This window comes from Anaerotruncus sp. 80 (assembly GCF_009936115.1).
In the GTDB taxonomy this organism is placed as follows: domain Bacteria; phylum Bacillota; class Clostridia; order Peptostreptococcales; family Anaerovoracaceae; genus Senimuribacter; species Senimuribacter intestinalis.
Genome location: NZ_QWES01000010.1, coordinates 77,322 through 100,005, shown reverse-complemented (window position 1 = coordinate 100,005; position 22,684 = coordinate 77,322). Strand labels below are relative to the sequence as shown.

23 protein-coding genes and 1 pseudogene are annotated in these 22,684 nt (G+C 44.1%); 3 read left to right on the top strand and 21 right to left on the bottom strand.

The window, feature by feature from the left end; genetic code table 11:
* The first annotated feature begins 2 nt into the window (after positions 1-2).
* On the top strand, positions 3-1,124 hold the full coding sequence (gene alr, locus D1155_RS06375; protein WP_160201553.1) for an alanine racemase: 1,122 nt from the start codon (positions 3-5) through the stop codon (positions 1,122-1,124).
* Positions 1,125-1,421: 297 nt separating this feature from the next.
* Here alr and D1155_RS06370 read toward each other — a convergent pair whose 3' ends face one another.
* From D1155_RS06370 to D1155_RS06360, 3 genes are all read right to left on the bottom strand, one after another.
* Positions 1,422-2,255, bottom strand: a complete 834-nt coding sequence (locus D1155_RS06370; RefSeq protein ID WP_160201552.1) for a M55 family metallopeptidase — start codon at positions 2,253-2,255, stop codon at positions 1,422-1,424.
* A gap of 14 nt (positions 2,256-2,269) precedes the next feature.
* Positions 2,270-4,123: a sigma 54-interacting transcriptional regulator gene (locus D1155_RS06365; RefSeq protein ID WP_160201551.1), complete on the bottom strand. Its 1,854-nt coding sequence runs from the start codon at positions 4,121-4,123 to the stop codon at positions 2,270-2,272.
* 117 nt (positions 4,124-4,240) lie between these two features.
* Positions 4,241-4,654, bottom strand: a complete 414-nt coding sequence (locus tag D1155_RS06360) for a DUF3842 family protein (protein ID WP_160201550.1) — start codon at positions 4,652-4,654, stop codon at positions 4,241-4,243.
* Positions 4,655-4,846: 192 nt separating this feature from the next.
* Here D1155_RS06360 and D1155_RS06355 point away from each other — a divergent pair.
* A pseudogene (locus D1155_RS06355) lies at positions 4,847-5,819 on the top strand (IS481 family transposase).
* A 218-nt stretch (positions 5,820-6,037) separates the two neighbouring features.
* Positions 6,038-7,012: an ISL3 family transposase gene (locus tag D1155_RS06350; protein ID WP_160201549.1), complete on the top strand. Its 975-nt coding sequence runs from the start codon at positions 6,038-6,040 to the stop codon at positions 7,010-7,012.
* Between the two features lie 165 nt (positions 7,013-7,177).
* Here D1155_RS06350 and D1155_RS06345 read toward each other — a convergent pair whose 3' ends face one another.
* From D1155_RS06345 to D1155_RS06260, 18 genes are all read right to left on the bottom strand, one after another.
* Positions 7,178-9,013, bottom strand: a complete 1,836-nt coding sequence (locus D1155_RS06345; RefSeq protein ID WP_160201548.1) for an extracellular solute-binding protein — start codon at positions 9,011-9,013, stop codon at positions 7,178-7,180.
* Positions 9,010-9,822, bottom strand: coding sequence for an ABC transporter permease (locus D1155_RS06340; protein WP_160201547.1), 813 nt, complete (start codon positions 9,820-9,822; stop codon positions 9,010-9,012). The genes D1155_RS06345 and D1155_RS06340 overlap by 4 nt, the downstream gene beginning before the upstream one ends.
* A complete protein-coding gene (locus D1155_RS06335) occupies positions 9,815-10,888 on the bottom strand; it encodes an ABC transporter ATP-binding protein (protein ID WP_160201546.1) in 1,074 nt (357 codons plus the stop codon). The genes D1155_RS06340 and D1155_RS06335 overlap by 8 nt, the downstream gene beginning before the upstream one ends.
* A gap of 21 nt (positions 10,889-10,909) precedes the next feature.
* Positions 10,910-11,443, bottom strand: a complete 534-nt coding sequence (locus D1155_RS06330; RefSeq protein ID WP_160201545.1) for a cupin domain-containing protein — start codon at positions 11,441-11,443, stop codon at positions 10,910-10,912.
* Positions 11,444-11,641: 198 nt separating this feature from the next.
* Positions 11,642-12,154, bottom strand: a complete 513-nt coding sequence (locus tag D1155_RS06325; protein ID WP_160201544.1) for a CarD family transcriptional regulator — start codon at positions 12,152-12,154, stop codon at positions 11,642-11,644.
* 176 nt (positions 12,155-12,330) lie between these two features.
* Positions 12,331-13,272 carry a hypothetical protein gene (locus D1155_RS06320; RefSeq protein WP_160201543.1) on the bottom strand — a complete coding sequence of 314 codons (942 nt, stop codon included), beginning with the start codon at positions 13,270-13,272 and terminating at the stop codon, positions 12,331-12,333.
* A 14-nt stretch (positions 13,273-13,286) separates the two neighbouring features.
* Complete coding sequence (locus tag D1155_RS06315; RefSeq protein WP_160201542.1) at positions 13,287-14,357, bottom strand: GTP-binding protein; 1,071 nt, start codon at positions 14,355-14,357, stop codon at positions 13,287-13,289.
* Positions 14,358-14,438: 81 nt separating this feature from the next.
* On the bottom strand, positions 14,439-14,750 hold the full coding sequence (locus D1155_RS06310; RefSeq protein WP_160201541.1) for a hypothetical protein: 312 nt from the start codon (positions 14,748-14,750) through the stop codon (positions 14,439-14,441).
* An 11-nt stretch (positions 14,751-14,761) separates the two neighbouring features.
* Positions 14,762-15,454 (bottom strand): LrgB family protein, encoded by a 693-nt coding sequence (locus D1155_RS06305; protein ID WP_160201540.1) that lies wholly within the window; start codon positions 15,452-15,454, stop codon positions 14,762-14,764.
* Positions 15,447-15,806, bottom strand: a complete 360-nt coding sequence (locus tag D1155_RS06300; RefSeq protein ID WP_160201539.1) for a CidA/LrgA family protein — start codon at positions 15,804-15,806, stop codon at positions 15,447-15,449. The genes D1155_RS06305 and D1155_RS06300 overlap by 8 nt, the downstream gene beginning before the upstream one ends.
* 396 nt (positions 15,807-16,202) lie before the next feature.
* Positions 16,203-17,564, bottom strand: a complete 1,362-nt coding sequence (locus D1155_RS06295; RefSeq protein ID WP_160201538.1) for an FAD-dependent oxidoreductase — start codon at positions 17,562-17,564, stop codon at positions 16,203-16,205.
* 171 nt (positions 17,565-17,735) lie between these two features.
* On the bottom strand, positions 17,736-18,794 hold the full coding sequence (locus D1155_RS06290) for a PilT/PilU family type 4a pilus ATPase (RefSeq protein WP_160201537.1): 1,059 nt from the start codon (positions 18,792-18,794) through the stop codon (positions 17,736-17,738).
* 16 nt (positions 18,795-18,810) lie between these two features.
* Positions 18,811-19,242 carry a hypothetical protein gene (locus D1155_RS06285; protein WP_160201536.1) on the bottom strand — a complete coding sequence of 144 codons (432 nt, stop codon included), beginning with the start codon at positions 19,240-19,242 and terminating at the stop codon, positions 18,811-18,813.
* On the bottom strand, positions 19,242-19,670 hold the full coding sequence (locus D1155_RS06280) for a hypothetical protein (protein WP_160201535.1): 429 nt from the start codon (positions 19,668-19,670) through the stop codon (positions 19,242-19,244). The genes D1155_RS06285 and D1155_RS06280 overlap by 1 nt, the downstream gene beginning before the upstream one ends.
* Positions 19,667-20,158: a DUF4860 domain-containing protein gene (locus D1155_RS06275; RefSeq protein ID WP_160201534.1), complete on the bottom strand. Its 492-nt coding sequence runs from the start codon at positions 20,156-20,158 to the stop codon at positions 19,667-19,669. The genes D1155_RS06280 and D1155_RS06275 overlap by 4 nt, the downstream gene beginning before the upstream one ends.
* Entirely contained in the window at positions 20,155-20,478 is a 324-nt protein-coding gene (locus D1155_RS06270) for a hypothetical protein (protein ID WP_160201533.1), read from the bottom strand. Before D1155_RS06270 ends, D1155_RS06275 begins: the two co-directional genes overlap by 4 nt.
* A gap of 15 nt (positions 20,479-20,493) precedes the next feature.
* Complete coding sequence (locus D1155_RS06265) at positions 20,494-21,528, bottom strand: type II secretion system F family protein (protein WP_160201532.1); 1,035 nt, start codon at positions 21,526-21,528, stop codon at positions 20,494-20,496.
* A gap of 98 nt (positions 21,529-21,626) precedes the next feature.
* Positions 21,627-22,625 (bottom strand): transglutaminase-like domain-containing protein, encoded by a 999-nt coding sequence (locus D1155_RS06260; protein ID WP_251613735.1) that lies wholly within the window; start codon positions 22,623-22,625, stop codon positions 21,627-21,629.
* Positions 22,626-22,684 lie beyond the last annotated feature (59 nt).

Here is a 22,684-nt window from a genome sequence, read left to right as displayed (position 1 = left end):
ACATGACAAATACAGAAATCCTTCGCGACACACAAATTGTCGTCGATTTAAATAAGCTGGCTGGTAATATGACTAAAATCAAGGAGATGGTCGGCGCTGACGTCGACATCATGCCGGTTATCAAAGCCAACGGCTACGGTCACGGCGCCTGCGCCATCGCACAGACTTTGATGGAATGCGGTGCTTCTGCCTTGGCGGTTGCCACACTGACCGAGGCTTTGGAGTTAAAAGAAGCATATCCCGACTACCCAGTGCTCATCATGGGCTATACCCCTGACAGGCTGCTCCACTGGGTTGTAGAAAAAGATATCATTCAGACCATCTGGTCCATCGAACAGGCTGAGAAGCTTGGACAACTGGCAGGTTCTCTTGACAAAACCGCCTGCGTTCATATCAAGGTGGACACCGGTTTTCACCGTCTTGGAAAATGTCCTTCTGATGAATTCGCAGCAGAAATCTCCGATATTTTCAAAGTTCCTCATCTTGCAGTACAGGGGATTTTCAGCCACCTGGCTCTCGCCGGTCTCTCTGAAGACGAGGAGCAGTACCAGCAGTTCACTGACTTTATCAAAAAGCTGGAAGCCATAGGCTGCAAGTTCCACTACAAGCACATTGCAGACAGTATCGCCTGCGTGGACTATCCGCAGTATCGCATGAATCTGGTGCGTCCGGGCGCTCTGCTTTACGGTATGAAAGGCGCTCAATACGCGGATATCAATGTAGAACAAATTCTGACCTTTAAAACAGCAATTTCTCAGCTTCATGAAATTCCCGCAGGTGAAGGTCTCAGCTACGATTATCTCTGGAAGGCAGAGCGTGACAGTATCATCGCAACCCTGCCATTCGGCTACGCCGATGGCTATCCGAGAAATCTCCGGGATAAAGGCTATGTCATTATAAACGGTACCCGGGCGCCTATCGTCGGCGTTATCTGCATGGATCAGTGCATGGCGGATGTCACCGATGTGCCTGATGTCTGCTGCGGTATGGAAGCCATCATCTACGGAGATGGAAAAGACGGCTCCATGACTATCGCAGAAGCAGCATCCCTGTCCAGCACCAACAAAAATGACATCATTGCAAGACTGACCGCAAGACCGCCAAGGGTTTATATTGGTAAATAACCCTTGTTGCTTACAGGTGTTGGCGCACGTGCATATTTTAGATGAAACTGCCAAATATATGCACAGTACTGTGCATATTTCTCAAAAAAAGACTAAATATATGCAGAAAAAGGCAGTCAATTCGATTTTATCTTTCGAGTTGACTGCCTTTTATCGTCTCAATCTGCATATTTCACTGAAAATCCCTCAAAATATGCACACCTGCAAAGATAAACGTGCATATTTTAAGGGATTTTACTAAATTTATGCATACACAGTAGCAAATCGATCTTGCGAGCGCAGCGCTCCCTGCATCACTTAGAACAAAGAGTTATAGAAATCACTGCCTGCACCGAAAACAATCTGGCGCAATGCCATCAGTTCATCCATGTTTTCTGCGCTGATTCCCACTGTCATAGAATCAATTCTCTTAGTGCCAGGTACGCGCATTGCCCCATCAGCCAAATTCACCTGCTGAAAGGTCACTTCCATTTCCGGCTTTTCAGGTACAGCAACCAGCTTTCTGCTCTTAGCAGCTCTGACCGCTTTTTCCGCAGTGTCTCTCAGCATTTTCTGAGTCTGGGTTCTCGGCAGACATCTTGCACAAAATCTGCCCTCTGCATATTTTACGACTACAGTCTCCACTTCAGGGTCAAAAGTCTTCGCCTCTGCTTCCAGTGCCTGATCACCTGTCACCATGAGAAGGGGCACACCCTTTTCTGCTGCAAAGTAAGAATTCATGCCAAGCTCGCCTACACTCATGCCGGAGACCTTTAAATCTCTGATAGTTGCCGGATTAAAGGTATGATCCAAAATTGCATTCTGTGTGCCGAATTTAGCATGATAACCTACCAAAATCAATCCGTCAAATGACTCATCAAGGCCGTGAACCATAGAATTTCTGCGGGTGTCCCCTCTGGTAATCTGCGCCCTTTCATCCAGCATTTCCACTTTGATATTCTGAGAAATATTATGAGAATCGCAGACTACCACTTCTGTAGCACCCCCTGCGAAAGCACCGTCTACAACTGCGTTTACTTCCTCCGTCATAAAAATTCTTGCCTGCTGATAACCTGCCCCCACCTCTTCAACATCTTCCGGTGCAACGATTCCGTTAATGCCTTCCAAATCCGCTGAAATAAAAATCCTCATACTTAATTCCTCCGTTAATATTTTATGTTATACTTTTTTAGCTTGTCATAGAAAACCGTTCTGGACATATCAAGTTCCTCCATCGCCGCCTGTTTATCCCCATTGTATTTAATCAAAGCCATTTCTAAAATGCGGGCTTCTTCCTTTGCCAGCATCTCCTTCATAGTCACAGGAATATTTCCCTTTCCGATTTGCAGATGCTCCGAATAGATAATGTTGGACTCACACAGGGTAATCGCACGCTCAATTGCGTTTTCCAGTTCACGCACGTTACCTGGCCAGTTGTAGGAAATCAACTTCTGTAAAGCTTCACCAGAAAACTGTTTTTGTTCCAGTCCATAAGTATCGCAGACCTTCTCCAGAATCTGATTAATCAAAAGATAAAGGTCCGCTTTCCTTTCCCTAAGAGACGGGATTTCGATAGGAAATACGTTGATACGATAGAACAAATCCTGACGGAATCTGCCCAGCGAAACTTCTTCTTCCAAATTTCTATTAGTCGCTGCAATCACACGCACATCCACTTTAATCGGCTTGGAAGAGCCGACTCTGTAAATGGTTTTGTTCTGCAGTACATGAAGCAGTTTCACTTGAATATCCAGCGGAATTTCACCTATTTCGTCTAGAAAAATCGTGCCGCCGTTGGCTGCCTCAAAGAATCCTGTCTTTCCTTCATTTTTTGCACCAGTAAAAGCACCCCCCACATATCCGAACAGTTCACTTTCAAATAAAGTCGGTGCAATAGCATTACAGTTTACTTCCACAAAAGGTGCGCCGGGCATGCCGATAGAATGAATTTCCCTCGCCAATTTGGATTTACCAGTCCCACTTTCTCCGGTAATAATCACATTAAATCTGCTTTTAGCCGCTTTCCACGCCATATATTTGACTTCCCGCGCCTTGTTGCTCTTGCCTGCAAAGCCAGAAAAAGCGTCTTCTGGATAGTCAAGGTTTTGTATCCCCCCTATCGTATTTTGTTCTTCAATTCGCTGAATAATCTGATCACGTTCGCTCAAGAGTCTCTCCAGATGTGAAGCATCCGATAGCAGCAAAAAGGCTCCATCAGCGCCAGCCTCATCTTCATCGGTCCACTTTACAATGCTGCAGTTAAAAGGTCTTTTATTGATTTCATAAAGCTGATTATAAACCTTTTCCTCCGTACCCTCCAGTACAAGCTGCAGTTTCTCTGTCAAAGGTGACTGCTGAAATAAATCCCAAAATCGCTGACCTGTCACATCCACATCCGTGTCCTCTACGCTCTTTGCCTGATAGGTTGCACCGCGTAGCAAATAGCCTAAATCTTCCTGTCTGACACTATACCCTTTTGCCTGAAAAAATTTAATATTACCGGTAATCCCGTCAATAATTACAACGTTTCCAACGGAATTAGAATATCTCAGTCTGTGAACCATGTCATTGACAGAAATCAGCGTTTCTTTTTTTCCTGTGTCAATAATGGCCTGAATATGAAATCCCCAATAATTCACGTCCAGTTTCATAGGGACATTCAGGGAGTGTTCTCTGATATATTTGTACTGCGGTTCAATCTTCTTATTTTTGTAAACACCGACCGCTACCAGCATGTCTCCTCTATGGATACCGGCATCATTGATATTGAGAAGCGTCAATTCTTCTCTGCCCATCAGACCATCGTCATCACCCAGCTTGTTGTCCGCAATAACGACAATATCACCTTCACAAATCTGCCCCGCATCATGTCCTGTCTTTGCATTAATGATAATCCCCGTTGTCTCTTTGGCCTTGCGATTGCAAAGCTGTATTTTTCCTTCGCTGTCAACAAAAATAATGCCCTGATTCATACTGTTCATCAGAAGCTCGATAGCCTCTTTCACATTACTTCTGTGCATGTTTTTTCCCTTCCTTCTTTAATCCCCGCTCTATTCTTATGCAAGAATCAAGCCAAAACTGTCTTACCAAAAAACAGGGTAGCCGATAACGTATTCTATCGACACCCTGTCAGATTGTTACATATTGTCAGCTGCTTCTTTTATTTTAATAATGGCGTCCTCTACAAGCTCTCCGACCGGCAGCATACTTACGCCTGCCACCAGATTATCACACCTGTTCATCGGAACCAGCACCTTAGCTGCATGACTTTGCCCTACGGCAACTGCCATATCAGGTGTCACTTCTCCAAGAAGCGAATCTGCAATGACAATACCGATAGGTCCAGCAATAATATCCGCCCGCTGACTTGCTACTATGACCGGGTTTTCTCCTGTTGCAGCCTCATCAGCCCCAGCCTTTAGCATAGTAGCCGTCGCAACAGCGTTGGTTCCCACCGCCATAATCTCCGCCCGTGAAAACTCTCTTCTGATTCCTTCTACAAGCAGCTTTCCCAATCTGCCGCCTTGTCCGTCTATTACTAGAAAACGCATGGTTCCTCCCTCAATGCCTTTTATCAGTACTATTCTACCACATCTTGGAGGAAAAGCAACGATATACGTTTATAATATTTTTTATCTTTGTAGAGTTACAATTGATGTGACACTTTCCAATAGAAAAAGACGATAGGATTTGTTAGAATGTCAATCACCACAAAAAACATATCTGAAATGAACCCTATCGTCATGAACAGTATAACACAAACTCAACGATATTTGCCACATGAAATTTCTACCCGTTTTTACGCAGTGAATCTTTATCGCAGCGGTCAGTCCGTCGCCTTTGTCTGCAGGCGCTACCATATATCTAAATCTTCCCTTATGCGCTGGAACAAACGCTTTGATGGTACGAAAGAGTCCCTTATGGATCATTCTCACAGACCCAAAACGCCTCATCCTTCTTCTCATACCACTGAGGAACTCAAGTGGATTCGTGATTTGCACAGACGCAATCCCCACGCCTCCGTCTGCGAAATCTATGGAAAATTACGTACTTCCAAAGGGTATCGCAGGCATCCCGGCTCTCTTTACCGTGTATTTTCTCGGCTAGGGTATACCAAGCAAAAAGTGACTCCCACTAACAAGTATACTCCAAAGCCTTATGCGACTCCTCAGGCTGTTGGTGAAAAGTGGCAGATGGATGTGAAATATGTGCCCTCTGCCTGCTATACTGGCTCTATGCCTGACAAATTTTATCAATATACAATCATAGATGAAGCTTCCAGACAGCGCTTCCTCTACCCATATAAAGAACAGAGTTCTTATTCTACCGTTAATTTCATAAAGCGCGCTATCCAATTCTTTGGATATACGCCCAAAATGATTCAAACGGATAATGGCGCTGAATTTACTTATCCAAAAGACTACAAAAAACTACATCCGATGGATAAACTCTGTGATGAACTTGGCATTACCCACAAACTGATTCGTCCACGCACACCAAGACACAATGGCAAAGTGGAACGCAGCCATCGACTGAATCAGGAGCGATTCTACAATTACCTGCATTTTCTACTCCTATGAAGATTTAAAAGTGCAGATGCTCCGCTATCTAAAACGTTACAACAACACCCCTAAACCAGTCCTTGGGTGGGCTACACCTTTGGAGAAAAGGTCATCTTTGGAATTGCATTCTTATGATACCATATCGTCAAATTAATGCTCTCTTTTGGGTGTCATATCATTGACAAACCAACAGTCAAAAGAACTGCTATGCACAATTGCAGAAAAAATCCAATTCATTGATGAAACCTGCGTCGTACACATTACTATGCAGCAAAGAATTCACCAGTGCCCAGAATGCAGTACCCATACCTCAAAAGTACATGGCTACAGAATCCAGCGGGTCAAACATATCCCTATCGGTAATCCCCCGTCATGCTCAGCATTCGTAAAAGACGTCATGTTTGCCCCTGCTGCGGTAAAAAGTTCTTTGAAACAATTCCATTCCTTCCCAAATATCAAAGAACCTCCAACGCATTATGGGCAATGGCACTTTTCGAATTATCAAAAACCGCTTCGATGAAATCTATTGTAGAAAGACTTAACGTCTCCGCTTCAACCACTGCACGTATTTTGGACAAAGTGAATTACCCTTGTACCACCCTGCCATCTGTAATTTCCATCGATGAATTCAAAGGCAACACCGGCGGCAGAAAATTCCAGTGCATCCTAACCAATCCCAAAGAGAAGAAAGTGCTGGATATCCTTCCAAACAGAAAAGGCGATACCTTGTACCAGTACTTTTCGAAGTTTCCAGATCGAAACAACATAAAATACGTTGTCATGGATTTAAGCACACTCTTTAGAAGTCTGGCAAAAACCGCATTTCCAAAAGCAGAAATCGTTGCCGACCGATTCCATGCCCTAAGACTTGCCATTTACGCATTAGAACAAGTTCGCAAAGAAGCCCAAAAGAACTTTCATACAAAACGAAGGAGATACTTCAAACACGCCAGAACACTTCTCATCAAACACAAAGAAAAGCTGGATTCAGAAGAACTCGAACAAGTAGCGAATATGCTCTCACTATCTAAGGAACTGGCACAGGCATACCATTTAAAAGAACTAGCATACGAACTATTTGCTTCCCTTGATGTGTATACCGCCAAGAAAAAGCTACTTGCCTTTAAAATGGCTGTACAGGTTGCAAACCTTGCCCCATTCAATAAAGTTGCTTCTACCTACACACAATGGGAGAAAGAAATACTAAATGCCTTTGATGTACCATTCTCCAACGGATATACCGAAGGCTGCAACAATCGAATCAAAGTCACCAAGAGAGTCGCTTATGGCATGAGAAACTACGAAAGATTTAAGAAAAGAATTCTACATACTATGGTTCAATATTAAACCAAAAGAGACAGCTTTATCACTGCCTCCTCAGTCACTTAAATTTTTTTAGTTTGCGTTCCACCTCAACATTTGACATAGAACCTCAAAACCGCAAACCGGAAGACTCAGGAATTTCTAAGACCTTCTGATCTGCGGTTTTTTCTAAGGCGCAGGGAGGAAATCCTACGACTTAAATTTCTTCCAGTATTTGGTGAACAAATCGTCCGCTTCTGCGCCAAGATTTCTAAGAGACTCACACCGTTTCAGCACTATTTCATCCGGAAACAGGATATCCATCTTGTCCGAATCACCCTTAACACTATCTATAACACTGATATTTGGAATTGAGTATGTCAAATAATCGAAGTTTATCATCGCCGTTTCCTTTTCCAGCATAAAATTGATCCAGGCGTGGGCACTATCCCGATTTTTCGCAGCTTTCGGAATCGCCCAGGCATCGGTAAAATACTCACTGCCTTCTTTTGGAACGACATAAGCTAAATTTTCTTTTTCTTCGCGACAATACAAAACTTCACCATTCCAGATGACTGCAATATCCGCAGATCCGCCGAGAATCATATCCCTCGCCGAATCATTGGCATATTTGTATACCAGAGATTTTTGCTCTGTCAGATAAGCTGCTGCTTCAGAAAGTTCCGCCTCGCTGACAGTATTTAACGAATATCCCTTTGCTTTCAACGCAATTCCCATAGTGTCACGCATACTATCAGGCATAACAATTCTGCCCGCATATTCCGTCTTCCAAAGATCATTCCAGGAAGTGATCTCTCCCTCAGGAATTTTATCCGTATCGTATAAAATTCCCAGCGTGCCCCATGTATGAGGAACCGCATATTTATTTCCCGAATCGAAAGACTCCGCAAGCTGCAGATATTTTTTCTCCAAATTAGAGATATTTGGAATCGAAGAATAATCTACTTCTGCAAGCAAATCCTCGCTGATAAGTTTTTCAATCATATAATCGGAAACACAAATCACATCGTAATTAACCGAACCATTTTTTATGACAGGATACATTTCCTCTGCTGTGTCAAAAGTGTCCATGACCACAGATATCCCTGTCTCCTGTTCAAATTCTTTAATGAGCGCAGGATCAATATAATCTCCAAAAGCATAGACATGGACTTCCTTTCCGGTGTTGCCTCCTGTGGAACCGCTGAGATAAAGAGTTCCGCAAAGCAAACAAATCACCAGCGCTGTCAGCACTGCCATAATACGCTTTTTCGTCTTTCCGCCTGCCTTGGCCGACGCAACATTGGAAGTAGTCAAAACCAGCAGCACGGTAACAAAAATAACTGTAGACAGTGCAAAAAGTGTCGGTCTGATTCCTACTTTCACCTGGCTATAAATCAAAGTCGAAATCGTATTAATGCCAGCGCCTCTTGTAAAGTGTGTAATTACAAAATCATCTACAGACATGGTGAACGCCAGCAGAAATCCGCTGACAATGCCCGGTCTAATATCAGGAAGAACGACTTTATAAAACGCATAAAGCGGCGTTGCTCCAAGATCCAGTGCAGCTTCATAAGTATTTCCAGAAATCTGTTTAAATTTTGGCATCACCGACAGAATCACATAAGGAATGCTGAAAGTAATATGCGCAAGCAGTACTGTACCCCAGCTCAGTGAAATACCGAAGGCAATAAATGCCATCATCAGAGAAATACCTGTAACGATATCTGCATTGAGCAGAGGAATATTGTTCAGCGCCATGATTACATTTTCTGAGCGCTTTTTCATCGCCATAATCCCGATACATGCAGCAGTCCCGATGAGGGTTGCTATGGCGGCAGCTGCCAGCGCAATCGTGAATGTATTCCAGATTGCTTCCATAATCATGGTATTTGACAGCATTTCCTTGTACCATTTCAAAGAAAAGCCCGTCCACAGAGACATAGACTTGCTCTCGTTGAAGGAAAAAACCATCAGGATCAGAATTGGCAGATACAAAAACAGCAGAACGAGGATCAGATAAATGCTTTTTCCAAGTTTTTTCATATCAGCGTCCCCTCCCCATTTTTGTCTAATTTAGAGAGCGCTGCCATGCTGATAACAATAAATACCATCATGACAAGAGACAGGCCCGAGCCCAGATTCCAGTTGGAACTTGTCGTAAATTCCTGCTCGATGATATTTCCAATCAGATTGATTTTCCCTCCGCCCAGCATGTTGGAGATTACAAAAGTGGTCAGGGACGGTACAAACACCATGGTAACACCGCTGGCAATACCCGGAATGCTGAGAGGCAGCAGGATATCTGTCAGTACCTTCCGCTTGGTCGCTCCAAGATCGTAAGCAGCTTCTATAATATGATCATCTATCTTCATCAGTGTATTATAGATCGGCAGTACCATAAAAGGCAGAAAATCATAAACCATTCCCAGTACAATTGCTGCCGGTGTATTGATCAGCGCAAGAGGCGGCAGATGTAAAAGTCCCAGCAGACCGTTGATCAATCCGCCCTTTTCCAGAATTACCTGCCACGCCATCGTTCGCAGTAAAAAGTTCATCCACATCGGCAAGATAAAAATGAACACCATAAAGCCCTGCCGTCCAAGCTTGCTCCCTTTTAAAATCAGCGCCAGCGGAAAAGCAATCACAAAGCAAATCACAGTACTGATTAATGACAGTAAAAGAGACAGTAAAAGCGCCTGCGCATGCTCTGCGCTCAGCATTGCAATCAAATTAGCAAAAGTAAATGTGCCGCTTCTATCTGTAAAACCATAATAAGCAACAACTGCCAAAGGAATCACAGTACCGCAGATAATCCACAAGAGAAATGGCGCTGCAAAACTTTTTTTAGACATCGATTTCTATCGCCTCCTCTTCCTTGGACTGTGGTTTATGCATAATTTGAATATTTTCCGGAATCACATCCAGACTAACCTTAGTTCCTACCGGATAGCTGGTGGTATTCTGTGCAAGCCAGGTGAACCCGCCTGCTTCAATTTCCATTTCATAGTGTACACCAATGAATACATTGTGAGTCACTTCACCATCTAGCCTGCCTGCACCCGGTTTTCCAATAATCAGATCCTCCGGTCTGATTACAACGTCGACTGGCTTATTTCTGCCAAAGCCGTCGTCAATACAAGGAAATACCGTATCACAGATCTTCACATAAAAATCTTCCATCATTGTGCCATCAATAATATTGCTGTCACCGATAAAATCTGCAACGAAAGCATTTTCCGGCTCGTTGTAAATCTCTTCCGGCGTACCCATCTGCTGAATATATCCACCGTTCATTACCACTACTTTATCGCTCATAGTCAGAGCTTCCTCCTGATCGTGAGTAACGTAAATAAAGGTGATGCCAAGTTCATTCTTCAGGCGAATCAACTCATACTGCATATCCTGGCGCAATTTCAAATCCAATGCTCCCAAAGGTTCATCAAGCAAAAGCACCTTCGGTTCATTGACAATAGCTCTTGCCATAGCAATTCTCTGCTGCTGACCGCCGGAAAGCTGATCGATTTTTCGTTTCTCATAGCCGTCCAGATTGACAAGTTTCAGCGCATATTCAATTTTATCTTTAATATACGATTCGCTCTTCCCGCTAATCTTAAGGCCAAAGGCGATATTCTGTCCCACATTCATATGTGGAAAAAGCGCGTACTTCTGAAATACAGTATTCAGATGGCGCTGATTCGGCGGCACATCGGTAATATCCTTTCCTTCAAAGAACACCTGCCCTGCATCAGGCTTTTCAAAACCGCCTACAATACGAAGCGTTGTAGTCTTTCCACATCCAGAAGGTCCCAACAGTGTGATAAATTCGTTCTCATTTACCGTTAAATTGAAGTCATCCAGCACCTGTGTATCTTCAAAAGACTTGTAAATATGCTTTAATTCGATGAGTGATGATGTCATTTAAGTTCCTTTCTTTACATCTTAAAAGCTTGGCGGCGAACTTACCCATATCAGTTCTGCGCCTGCTTTCGACGAAATATAATGTTTTCTTGCCGGTGTATAATAAAATGAATCGCCGGCCTTTGCCTGATGGATTTTCTTTCCTATATGAATGGTAATCTCACCTTTCAGTACAAATCCAAACTCTTCTCCCTCGTGCGGATTGTCAGGATATGTCTGGCCGCCCGCCTCAAGGCTCAGGCGAATAGGCTCCATAACGTTCTTTTGCGCACTTGGAATAATCCACTCTATTTTATTCTTTAATTCAAGGTCTATTTTCTCAAAATAATCTTCATCTGCAAATACAATCTGTTCATCGCTGTCCTCTGCAAAAAACTCTGAAACAGATACTCCCAGGCACTGCAATATGTCTGAAAGTGTTGCAATAGATGGAGATGTCAAATCTCGTTCCAGCTGAGAAATGAAGCCCTTAGAAAGCTCCGCCCTGTCAGCTAGTTCCTCCTGCGTCAGTCCATTGACAATGCGCAGGGCTTTAATCTTGGAACCAATCTCCATATTCCTACTCCCTTACTGTGTCACAAGTATTAAACTTCAAGTTTAGTATTTCTAAACTGTAGTGCAAGATTATTATACTCGTTTTTTATGACATGTCAATAGGTGATTTAACTTTTACAAATTTTTTGTCAAAAAAAATAAATCGGATTTCAAAACAATTTGCATTGTCTGGTATTCCGATCTATTTCTTATATTTACTTACAGCTCCTCATCACCTAGCCTGTTTCGGATATAATCCTGTACATCATCTCTGGAAATTCCCAGCGCTGCTGCGAACTCTCCGAAAAGAAGGTCTTCTGCACGTTTCATAAATTTTTTGTCAATCTGCCCAAGGTGGCGATTCTGAGCAAGTGCATCCAGCTTTTTTTGATGTATGGACTTGGTCAGTTTAAGCAAGTCTATACATTTATGGCTGTCAATGACTGACTGATAATACTTCGTAAGCTGTTGCATGCTACTGTTTTTGTAAATTTCCGTGTGAATCTGCGGAATATTGTCAATCAGATCTTTCGCTTCATCTTCGGAGATTACCGCACGCATAAACACTTTCTGATTATCTACTGGTGCATAAATGACGCCGCTTTGATAAAGAGGCTCCAGCACATAATACAGCCTGTCCTCATCTCCACCGGCAAAATCCGACTTACGAATATCCGATACTTTGCAAACGCCTGTCGTGCCATACATAATCAGGTCATCAATGTTATACATTTCGGCTCACATCTCCTTTCTTCTTCCATTATTTCTATCTCATTTATTATTATAACACGTTTTTGAAAGAAAATGTAAGTTTTTTGTATACAATTCCAAAATATTTTTATCATATCATTTTTTGCACGCAAAAGGGAACGACGATAAATGCGTCTGTTCCCTAAATTCTTGTCAGTTTAAAATTGTGCTACTTCAGGATCGGCTTCTTCTGTCTCTTCCACTTTTGTGCAGTAGAGCACAGGTCCCACCTCGCCATAGGTTTCATCATCTTCCACTTTCACTTTAGCTATAATCGTTACCCAGCCGCCGTGTTCCAGCAAATTTGCTGCATTTTCCCATCTGCATACAAGTCCTGCAAACTGAATATCTTCTACACAGCATGTCATCACATGACGACCAAAGACAAATTTGTCGTCCGGCATACCGCCGCCAAGAACGCTGCGACCCTTTACAGTAATCACCTTGCCGTCATACTTGTCCTGCTCCTCGTTGATATCTCTGTACCACTCCGCATAGGCATTGTCTGCAATCTCAATCAGCGGCGCATTGAGGTCAAAAGGCAGAGGATCCGGAATCTGGTCCAGTTCCACATCGTCTTTATCATATTCATAAAGAATCTGGCTCTTTCGGTTAACTCCGCGAACAATTTTATGAAATTCCATCTTGTCAAAGCCTTTTTCGCAGCGGTTGAACACAACCATCTCAGCGCTTTTCAGTTTATCAAAGACCAGCTGCCGCATATTCTGATTATACACAGAAAAAGTCTGCGCATCTGCAAAAAACATTTCCTGATAGGTAATCCACTCCTTCGGCATATTTCTGTAGATCGTGTCCAAACTCCACATGCCGTTATACTCGATGATTACCCGTTCGACCTTATGCTTTTTCTGCAAAGCGCTAAGCGTCTCTTCCGTTAAATCTTCTTCCTCTTCAACCCGTTCAATAAACACGTTGGTTCCGAAAAACTTGACCGGATGATATTCTTCCTCACCCTCTTCACACAGAAGCAGCAAGGTTCTTTCTCCGGCATTGAAGTCATCGCCCTCCAGCGCCTCCTGAATAAACGTGGTTTTACCGCTTTCTAAAAATCCGGTAAACAAATATACTGGTATTTCCATATGCTACTACCTCTTTACAGTCCAAACAACTCTTTAATGCTGTCCTCTTCGATGCCTGCACCAATGACACACAGCATACCTGTTACTGCCGCAGTGCCATATCTAACATCAGGTTCACCCGGCACATAGTCAAAATGTAACCACTTACCGTCTTCTCCCTCTACAATTCCTTTCGCACGAAGCACCTGTCCATACATTGCAAAATTTGTCAAAGCGCTCAGCGCTTCTTCAATCTGCTCTTTTGTAAACTTATGAGATGTTTCCAGTCCAAAACTCTGGAATACTTCATCGGCGTGGTGATGATGGTGGTCATGATGATGTTCATGTTCGTGACAGCCGCAGTCACAATCTTCATCGTGGTGATGATGGTCATGATGTTCATGCTCGTGTGCGTGGTCGTGGCAGCCGCAATCCTCATCGTGATGATGATGACCATGGTCGTGATGTTCATGCGCTTCTTTCTCAAGAGTTGCCAGCTGCGCTGCCAGTGTATTCTTCTGCTCGATCGTTTCCAGAAGCTGCTGTCCTGTAAGTTCTTCCCAGTCTGTTGTTACTACAGGCGCTTTCTCGTTATATTTACGAACAAGCGCTACACAGTCGTCCAGTTTCTTCTGCGCAAGCCCCGCCGTATGGCTGAGAATAACTGCTGCCGCATGTTCAATCTGATTATTATAAAACTCCCCAAAGTTCTGCATGTACATCTTCGCCTTCTTTGCGTCCACAACCGCAACCGCAGCATTTAAGCACAATGCTTCGTTATGCAGATTTGTCACAGCAGTTATCACATCGCTAAGTTTTCCTACACCGGACGGCTCGATGAGAATTCTGTCAGGCGCAAACTCTGCCAGTACCTTTTCTAGTGCCTTTCCAAAATCACCAACGAGGCTGCAGCAGATACAGCCAGAAGTCATCTCATTAATTTCAATTCCTGCATCTTTGAGAAATCCGCCGTCAATCCCGATTTCTCCAAATTCATTTTCGATGAGAACTACTTTCTCATTCTGATACGCTTCTTCAATGAGTTTCTTAATTAGCGTTGTCTTTCCGGCACCTAAAAATCCGGAAAAAATATCTACCTTTGTCATATTATCATCTCTCTCCTGTAAAGTTCTACTTTATAGTATACCACAAATTCCCATAATTCTCACCGGAAATATAGAAATTTTCTATTCTGCGTCATAATACGCTTTGACTCTGCTTTCTACAAGTGCCATAACCTGATCCCAGCCGCCGATACAGATCCAGTCCTGCGCAAGATGTACCTTTACTACCTCATAAAGCCATGTCTTATAGTGTTCTATCGCCGCCTCAAAGTTCAGCCCCTGTTTCTGCAGCTGCTTAATATCAAAGGCAGCAAACTCTACTGTAATTTTACAGCGCTGCCGCGGCGCTTCTTTTAACCCCTTTGGAAAATCCAGCACTGCCACATCTACACTGTTAAAAAAGGGAGGGTCCATCCTCAGCTGAATTTCTTTCATTTGATTCTCCTTTACCAAAAACAAGCAAATACACTAGCGCCTACCACTGTGACAAGACCCGCCACCGCAATGGAAAGGCTGCTCATAGCGCCTTCAATTTCTCCTATTTCTATCGCCTTTGCCGTGCCGACGGCATGAGACGCTGTGCCAAAGCCCATACCCTTTGCGATAGGCTCTTCTATGCGGAACAGTCTGCAAACCGCTTCGCCGAACATATTTCCTAAAATCCCCGTAATGATTATGACGGCTACCGTAATCGTGACATAGCCGCCCAGCGTTTCCGAAACACCCATGCCAATAGCTGTCGTAATAGATTTTGGCAGTAGAGTCACATAAGTTTCGTGGCTGAGGCCAAAGAGGACTGCCATAGCAAGTATGGAGACAAGGCTTGTCAAACAGCCTGCAATAATTCCAGCCATAACTGCTTTCCAGTTCTTTTTCAAAAGACTCATCTGTTCGTACATAGGAATGGCAAGACATACTGTAGCCGGCGTCAGCAAATAACTAATATACTTTGCACCTTCGTAATATGTATCGTAGTCCATATCTAAAAGCAGAAGCGCACCGATAATCAGCACCGTTGCGATCAAAATGGGGTTAAACAGGGGAATTTTCAGCTTTTTCTTTGCAATTTGTCCAATTTCAAAGCAGAGCAGCGTAAGCCCCACGCCGAAGAATACAGACTCAATCAGAATATCATTCATCAGCTTCACCGCCTTTTCGAATCACAAACTGGGTCACTCTGCCGGAGACCGCCATCACTACTACAGTTGAAATGACGGTGATGCAAATAACTGGAATCCACACCGGCTTCAGTACGCCCCAGGATTCCAGAAGCCCTACTGCCGCAGGCACAAACATCAGCGGCATAATCTCTACCATAAACGTTCCGGTCTCTCTGACCGCTTCCAGAGGAATAATCCCACTCAAAAGACATATCAGCATAATTACCAGTCCATAAATGCTGGCAGGTACCGGAAGCGGAAGTAAAAAGTTAAGCATCTCTCCTGCAAAAGAAACTATCATTACAATTAAAACCTGTCGTATATATTTCATTGATTTCCTCGTTTCTATCTAAAATTGCAGCTTGTCCCTCTGCCGCAATTTAATAGTATATCACCTTGCCGAAAAAAAGCAACCGTCTTTCCCTCTTCACATGAAGAAGGGATCTCGACAAGTTTATCAATGGGAAGCTTAACCTAAATTTTGTTTTTATACCAAAAATGTATAAGTCTAACGGCAAATCTTAACCTAAAATGAAAAAGTATTAAAAAAGTGTATAAGAGAAACTTGAAACAGGGTCGAAACATCCTTGAAAACGAAACATTTGCCAAAGGAATTCAAGTGCTTTTATACATTTTTTTAAATTCTTTAAATTCTCGGTTAAGATTTTCATATTCTCTTATACACTTTTTTTTAAAATTTCTATTTTAGGTTAAACGCTTGTTCCTTCTAAATCCTTTTTTTCATATCCATTTGCGCCGGATTATCAATCAATTTTCCATCCCCTGCAAATCTTGAACCGTGGCAAGGGCAATCCCAGGTTTTCTCCGCCGCATTCCATTTCAGCGCACAGCCAAGATGGGTACAGCGAGGTGCAGTTGGCCGCATAAAATTTTTTGTCGTCTCAAAACCGTTTACCAAGAGCTGCGGTCTCAGTATCGTCCGCTGAGGTGAAAACACCCTTCCAATCTCCCGATCCAGTTCTCCGGTCAGGGCCATTGCCGCTGTCATCGCGCCGGTCATCCCCCACTTGTTAAAACCCGTCGCCACCAGCAGCCCGTCCTTTTTTCGACTATAGCTGCCAACGTAAGGAACTTCATCTAACGTCATGCAGTCCTGCGCCGCCCATGCTGCCACTTCCCGGCTGCCCGGATAAAGGCGCTTTGCCTGCTGTCTCAGCTGTTCAAAAGCCGCATGGCTGGTTCCGGTTCTGCCACCTCCTCCGCCTAAAAGTAAATAGTCGTCATAGGTTCTAAAGGATAGATCCAGAGGATTACCCTTTTCACCGCCATTTCCGATATACATGCCGCAGACCTGCTGCATTTCTGCCTTTCCCTCGTCATTCTGTGCTGAAAGCGCTAACACATAGGACCGGCTCTGGTACATCTTCATAAAATACATGCCTCTGCGGTCAATAAACGGAAAGTGGGTTGCGATAATTACCTTATCCGCATGAATCCTTATATCCCGACCCCAGCCATTTATAACAAAAGCCTGCCAGCCAAAACGCTGCTTCTTTACGTCGCTTACAAAACTGTGCTCGTAAATTGCCTGCCCCTTGGCAATCTCTGACGCAAATTTCAGCGGGTGAAACTGGGCCTGCCCCTTCACCTTAACTGCACAGGCTGCCGGCAGCGGTATATCCACATGCTCCGTGTAGGATACTTTTCCGCCAACCTCTGTGATAGCCTCAATCTCAGAAAGCACCGCACCTACATCATTCATCGTGTAAACGTAGTTTGCCTTCTCTTCAAAATCACACGAGATGCGCTCAGCTAAACGCCTGTACATCTCTATCGCTTTCTCATTTGCCGATAGATATGCTGCGGTCTTTTCCCTGCCAAAACGAGCAAGGCGTTTTCTGTAGGAAAGTCCATGAAAGGCGGTAATCTTTGCCGTCGTATTTTTCGTCACACCGCCTGCGATAGTATCCTTCTCCATCACTGCGTAGTTCGCCCCTTGCTCATTTAAAAAATGACCGATTAAGAGACCGCACATACCGCCGCCAACCACCAGCACATCTACTTTCATATCATGCTCTGCTGTGGGAAATTCCGGCATCTTGATATCTTTTGTCCAGATTGATTCCATTGCAATAACCTCCAAATACCCCTATTGTGCCACCAGTGTGCTTTTTTATAACAATATCTAAAAATTAACAGAATCTCAATAAAAAAGCTGTACAACAATCTAACCTCACTTGTTTGAGACTGTTATACAGCTTTTATTTTATTTTAATACGCAGTCCAAAGTGGTCCTTCCTTATCCTAACCGTCTCTGCATCTGTTCTGCATTGTCCGCATAGATAAGTGCCGTATCCTTACTAATCTCACCATTTTTACAAAGAGTCAAGATAGACTGATCCATGGATAACATACCCTCATTTGCCCCTGCGGCAATTGCGTTGTTAATCTGGTGGCTCTTGTTATCTCGAATCAAACTCTTGATTGCATTATTCATATGCATGATTTCAAAAGCCGGCACCAGATTTCCAGAAGTGCCTGGCAGCAGCTGCTGTGATACGACTGTGCGAAGCACCATGCTCAACTGGGTTCTCACCTGTGCCTGCTGCTCACTTGGGAAAGAATCCACAATTCTGTCGATGGTATTTACAGTTCCTTTCGTGTGCAGCGTTGCAATAATCAAATGCCCTGTTTCCGCTGCGGTCATGGCTGTACGAATCGTCTCGTGGTCACGCATTTCTCCCAGCAAAATCACATCCGGTGCCTGGCGCAGGCAAGCACGAAGTCCGGAAAGATAGTCCTCCGTATCAATAGAAATTTCTCTCTGGCTTACAATGCTCCTGTCATTTCTGTGCAGGTACTCGATGGGATTTTCCATGGTAATGATGTGGCATTCTCTGGTGTGATTGATTCGGTCAATGATACATGCCTGAGTCGTAGATTTCCCGCTTCCTGCAGTACCTGTCACCAGAATCAGCCCGTGACTTGCCTCCGACAGTTCCATCACCTGAGCCGGAATCCCCATTTCTTTCCAATCAGGAATCCCAAAAGCAACCACACGCACGACAGCCGCCATCGAGCCGCGCTGCTGATAGGTATTTACACGAAATCGCGCCAGTCCCGGCACAGAGAAGGAAAAGTCATCATCACCGCAACTCAAAAAATGCTCCATGGGTCTTCCCGCTTTTTCGTAAATCTCTGTGACCAGTTTTGCGCTGGTATCCGGAAGAACTCGCTCTTCACCAATAGGTGTCACGCTTTTGTCCAGTTTCACGCAAACTGGACCGCCTGCCACAATAAAAATATCCGAAGCTCCGCATTCGACTGCTTTACCTAAATAATTCATCAAATCTGCCATAATCAAATCCTCCTGGTCACTCGTTTTCTATGCTGTCTTCAGGTTCCGTGCCGTCCCAAACAGGAAGGTTTTCATCAATCTCCTCATCTCTACTGGTTTCCACTCGCCAATGTTCTATCGTATAATCGGCTCCGTTAAACCGAATCGAAACTTTTAGGTTTTGGTTCTCCGAAATCGGACAGGTATAAGTATATCTGTTTCCCCTAATTGTTACATGCTCCGGCACTTTGCCCTGACGAATCTGCGCCAGTATTTCTTCCGCACGAGAATCCGCTTCATAGTAGTCTGACACAGCCTTTGCCGAAGCCTTACTGAGTCTCTCATCTGCCCGCACCGTGGAAAGACTGAGCAGCGAAAACACAGTCAGGCACAATACTGCAAAGATGACCAAAAGGGATGTTCCCCCTACTGCAGGCGGCGAAAATGATTCTTTGCTGATTTTTCTCATTACTCCACCTCCCGATTCTGCCACGATACCGGCATGCTGAACAGAAGCTCTCCCTCAGCATCATATACTGCAATCTCCGCACTCTGCAAATATGCTATGTCCGTATCCTTATAACTGAGCTGCAAGCGGAATGCTGCCTCCATCTCACCCTTACTATCTTCGAACGGTTTCCATTTTTCATTGTAAAATATCTGGCCGCCTTCCTCTCCTAAGTTTGCGCCCATTTCACGAAAATAGGTCTCTCCATCGCCAGCTTTCATGGACTCCGCTGCATTCTGCACTTCCACGACTGCCCGGTCACGGCAAATGCTTTCCTCAGAAATCTCTTTGGAAGTTGTAAAAGCCTGCAAGCACAAAACTGCCGCAAGGGCAAATACCAGCAGCATAATCATCTGCTCTATCATCACTAGAGGTGCTTTGCTTCTCATGACGCTGCCTCCTCTCCGCTTCGCAGAGTCAAAAACATAACAGTCTCAGACTCCTGCGTTCCTTCATTTCCGTAGGAAATTTCCAGTCTGCTACCCTTCATAGAGAGGGAAAACTTGGAAATCGGCATAATTTTCTCTCCATCTTCTGGCGCCAGCTGTGCTCCTTCGGCACAAAAAAGTTCCATCAGATAGCCGTCATAACTATAAATTAAAGTTACATAAGTATTTCCTTCGATTTCTTTCGCAAGGGAAAGCGCATTTCCATCCCCAAAATCGGTTACAGAAACACTGTTCATATCATCATTTTGACGCACCTGAGTCGCAATGTACTGTCCGCAAACTCGGCTGTCATACGCAATCCTGTCCTTGGTTGTCAAACCGTTGTATGCATCAGCGCCTGCAAGCAAAACAATCAGCAGGCATACTGCAAATACACCAAACAGCAATAAGGCGATTAGACCTTCTAAATGATTCTTCTGTATCTTCATTGATCATTCTCCAGTACTGTAATATCCGGCATCAGGTTATCGGCAATCACCATATAGTGCACCGTGTAACGCTCCTCGTCAATTTGAACGCCATAATGTTCCTTCAGGTATTCAAGACTTGGAGGGTATGCTCCTTCAGCAGCATAGCACGCCACACAGTTTCGTCTGATGGCCTCTTGCAGCTGCTCCAAACTTTCTTGATTTCTACCGCTATCCAGGCTATTAAACGCTGTCGCAAAGCACAAAAGCACGCAAACTGCAACGGCCGGAAGCAGCAGTCCCTTTATCAGTCCACTCCATTTGGAAAATTTTCTTTTCATCTTTTGCACCGCCTATTAACCAATTGCTGACATAATATGCATAAGCGGAAGCATTACAGAAAGGAGAATCAGCCCTACCAGAAGTGCACAAACCAGCACCAGTGCAGGTTCTACCTTGCCGACCATCGCTTCAATCGCAAACTCGCTCTCTTCAGATAAATCTGCAGCAATTTTTTCTACGGTTGCGTCCATGGTGCCGCTTTTCTGACCCAGTTCCATCAGTCTGCAGGAAGCCGCCGGAAGCATTCCGCTTTCCTGCATGGCAGCATTCAGGCTCTTTCCCTCATCGATTAGATTTCTGCAAGTTTCGCAGCGCATTTTCGCCCCTGGAACGTCACAAAGCAGTTCCGCAGAAAGTTCCAGCGCTTCCTCTGTCTGAAGTCCGCTGGATACACCCATAGCAAATGCCTGAATCAGCCTGGAAGTATTTAACTGACGAAAGATGCCCTTATCGCCGCGGCTGTTTCTCCATGCGCCGAGAAGCTTCTCACGAAAGCTTCTAATCGCTGCAAAAGCCACCAGGAAAATCATCACAGCGGCTAAAAGAATCCATAAAACCGGCATTGCCTTATCAAGCCAGCGTCCCAGCATCAAAAGTCCGCCGCCAACACCGGTGAGTTGTCCGCCTAAAGACGCATATACATCATCAAAAATTGGGAGCACCTTTACCAATAAAATGCCTATTACAATCAGCATTAAAACCAGCATAACTGCAGGATAAAGAAGCGCGCTCTTAATACGCTTATTCAGTCTGACGCGGCGCTCATAATATGTAGCCAAGGCCGTCAGCGCTTCCTCTGTACGACCTGCATGCTCGCCCACATCAATCAGCCCGCATACATATGCCGGAAACCTGCCGCTTTCACGAAAACACTCTGAAAGAGATACTCCATCATCTGCCTTTTGCGCCATACCCTCCAAAATTTCTTTGTAGTCTGCTTCTTCTGACAGCAGCGCCAACGCATCCCCCACAGGAATTCCTGCATGAAACAGCAAAGAAAGTTCAAGGCATAAAGCTGCTATCATCTCATTTGAAAGTATTTGATTCATAATTATTCCGTCCTCGTCTTTCATTCTAAAAAGTTTTAAATGCGCAACAAATCGTTAGGTTGCTTTAACAGCTCCCTAACGATTTATTTCGCAGTTTTTTAATAGAAAAGTTTTGGTGCATAGTTGCTTCCGTCACCGACGTATTTCTTGATAGATTTACTATTCTTAGCAGAGGAAACGAATGTCGGATCCATACGCTGCCATTTAACACCGTCGAAGTAGATAGCACCATCAACCCAGCCTGTATCTTCACTCCATACACTAATCCAGGCATGATATGCACTGCCTGCATATCCTACAACCAGTTTGCACGGAACGCCCTGGCTTCTCAGCATACCAGTCATCAACGCTGCATAGTCGAAACAGATTCCCTTTTTCTTTTTCAGAACTTTATCTAAATCAGGAAGATAACCGGACTGCACAGTCTTTGCAAGCTTGGTATCATAGGATAAATTCTTTATGACATATTTATAAACTTTTTCCACTTTCTTCAGTGGATCTTTGGTTTTGCCTACGACGCTCTTCGCCTTCTTGACTGTATTAGGCGCATCCTCATAGTTTACATACTGATTCGGACGAATGAACGGTGCAAATTCATCATCAAGAGTTGCCTTGAAGCTTACAGAAAGCACTGTGGAGTACTTATTGTCCGTTACATTCTCGAATACCGTAACCTTGTAACTTCCGTTGCCATCTGACAGCGGAAATGTAGTCCACTCGTCTACGTTAATGTTATACGTATAAGTTGTAGTCGGACCTGCAACCTGTGTCTTAAGGCGTTTTTTGGTGGAACCGATAAACTTGACCATAACATACCCGTCTTCAACATTAGAATAGTCAATGATTGCACGGTCATCCTGCTTCACGCTGGTTCCAGACGGTTCCGGAGTTAATATATTAGGGATGGAAGGCGCTTTCGCTAAGATTGCCGGTTCATCCGGAATCTCTACATCTTCCGCATCAACAAGTGCAACCTGCTCGATATAAGGAATGTCATCCATAGCTACACTGTCCTCAGAATCCTGCCCGCAAGCCGTGAGTGATGTCAGAACCAATATCAGCGCCAAAAGCAAGGATAGGGTTTTCTTTATATACACAAAATCACCTCCATTAAAATTTGTATCTTTTCTTCTACGGTTAGAAGTATACCACAGAA

Excerpts from the sequence above, each read along its gene's own strand:
- alr (WP_160201553.1), top strand. The coding sequence starts at position 3 with ATGACAAATACAGAAATCCTTCGCGACACACAAATTGTCGTCGATTTA.
- D1155_RS06370 (WP_160201552.1), bottom strand. The coding sequence starts at position 2,255 with ATGAGGATTTTTATTTCAGCGGATTTGGAAGGCATTAACGGAATCGTT.
- D1155_RS06365 (WP_160201551.1), bottom strand. The coding sequence starts at position 4,123 with ATGCACAGAAGTAATGTGAAAGAGGCTATCGAGCTTCTGATGAACAGT.
- D1155_RS06360 (WP_160201550.1), bottom strand. The coding sequence starts at position 4,654 with ATGCGTTTTCTAGTAATAGACGGACAAGGCGGCAGATTGGGAAAGCTG.
- D1155_RS06350 (WP_160201549.1), top strand. The coding sequence starts at position 6,038 with ATGCTCAGCATTCGTAAAAGACGTCATGTTTGCCCCTGCTGCGGTAAA.
- D1155_RS06345 (WP_160201548.1), bottom strand. The coding sequence starts at position 9,013 with ATGAAAAAACTTGGAAAAAGCATTTATCTGATCCTCGTTCTGCTGTTT.
- D1155_RS06340 (WP_160201547.1), bottom strand. The coding sequence starts at position 9,822 with ATGTCTAAAAAAAGTTTTGCAGCGCCATTTCTCTTGTGGATTATCTGC.
- D1155_RS06335 (WP_160201546.1), bottom strand. The coding sequence starts at position 10,888 with ATGACATCATCACTCATCGAATTAAAGCATATTTACAAGTCTTTTGAA.
- D1155_RS06330 (WP_160201545.1), bottom strand. The coding sequence starts at position 11,443 with ATGGAGATTGGTTCCAAGATTAAAGCCCTGCGCATTGTCAATGGACTG.
- D1155_RS06325 (WP_160201544.1), bottom strand. The coding sequence starts at position 12,154 with ATGTATAACATTGATGACCTGATTATGTATGGCACGACAGGCGTTTGC.
- D1155_RS06320 (WP_160201543.1), bottom strand. The coding sequence starts at position 13,272 with ATGGAAATACCAGTATATTTGTTTACCGGATTTTTAGAAAGCGGTAAA.
- D1155_RS06315 (WP_160201542.1), bottom strand. The coding sequence starts at position 14,357 with ATGACAAAGGTAGATATTTTTTCCGGATTTTTAGGTGCCGGAAAGACA.
- D1155_RS06310 (WP_160201541.1), bottom strand. The coding sequence starts at position 14,750 with ATGAAAGAAATTCAGCTGAGGATGGACCCTCCCTTTTTTAACAGTGTA.
- D1155_RS06305 (WP_160201540.1), bottom strand. The coding sequence starts at position 15,454 with ATGAATGATATTCTGATTGAGTCTGTATTCTTCGGCGTGGGGCTTACG.
- D1155_RS06300 (WP_160201539.1), bottom strand. The coding sequence starts at position 15,806 with ATGAAATATATACGACAGGTTTTAATTGTAATGATAGTTTCTTTTGCA.
- D1155_RS06295 (WP_160201538.1), bottom strand. The coding sequence starts at position 17,564 with ATGGAATCAATCTGGACAAAAGATATCAAGATGCCGGAATTTCCCACA.
- D1155_RS06290 (WP_160201537.1), bottom strand. The coding sequence starts at position 18,794 with ATGGCAGATTTGATGAATTATTTAGGTAAAGCAGTCGAATGCGGAGCT.
- D1155_RS06285 (WP_160201536.1), bottom strand. The coding sequence starts at position 19,242 with ATGAGAAAAATCAGCAAAGAATCATTTTCGCCGCCTGCAGTAGGGGGA.
- D1155_RS06280 (WP_160201535.1), bottom strand. The coding sequence starts at position 19,670 with ATGAGAAGCAAAGCACCTCTAGTGATGATAGAGCAGATGATTATGCTG.
- D1155_RS06275 (WP_160201534.1), bottom strand. The coding sequence starts at position 20,158 with ATGAAGATACAGAAGAATCATTTAGAAGGTCTAATCGCCTTATTGCTG.
- D1155_RS06270 (WP_160201533.1), bottom strand. The coding sequence starts at position 20,478 with ATGAAAAGAAAATTTTCCAAATGGAGTGGACTGATAAAGGGACTGCTG.
- D1155_RS06265 (WP_160201532.1), bottom strand. The coding sequence starts at position 21,528 with ATGAATCAAATACTTTCAAATGAGATGATAGCAGCTTTATGCCTTGAA.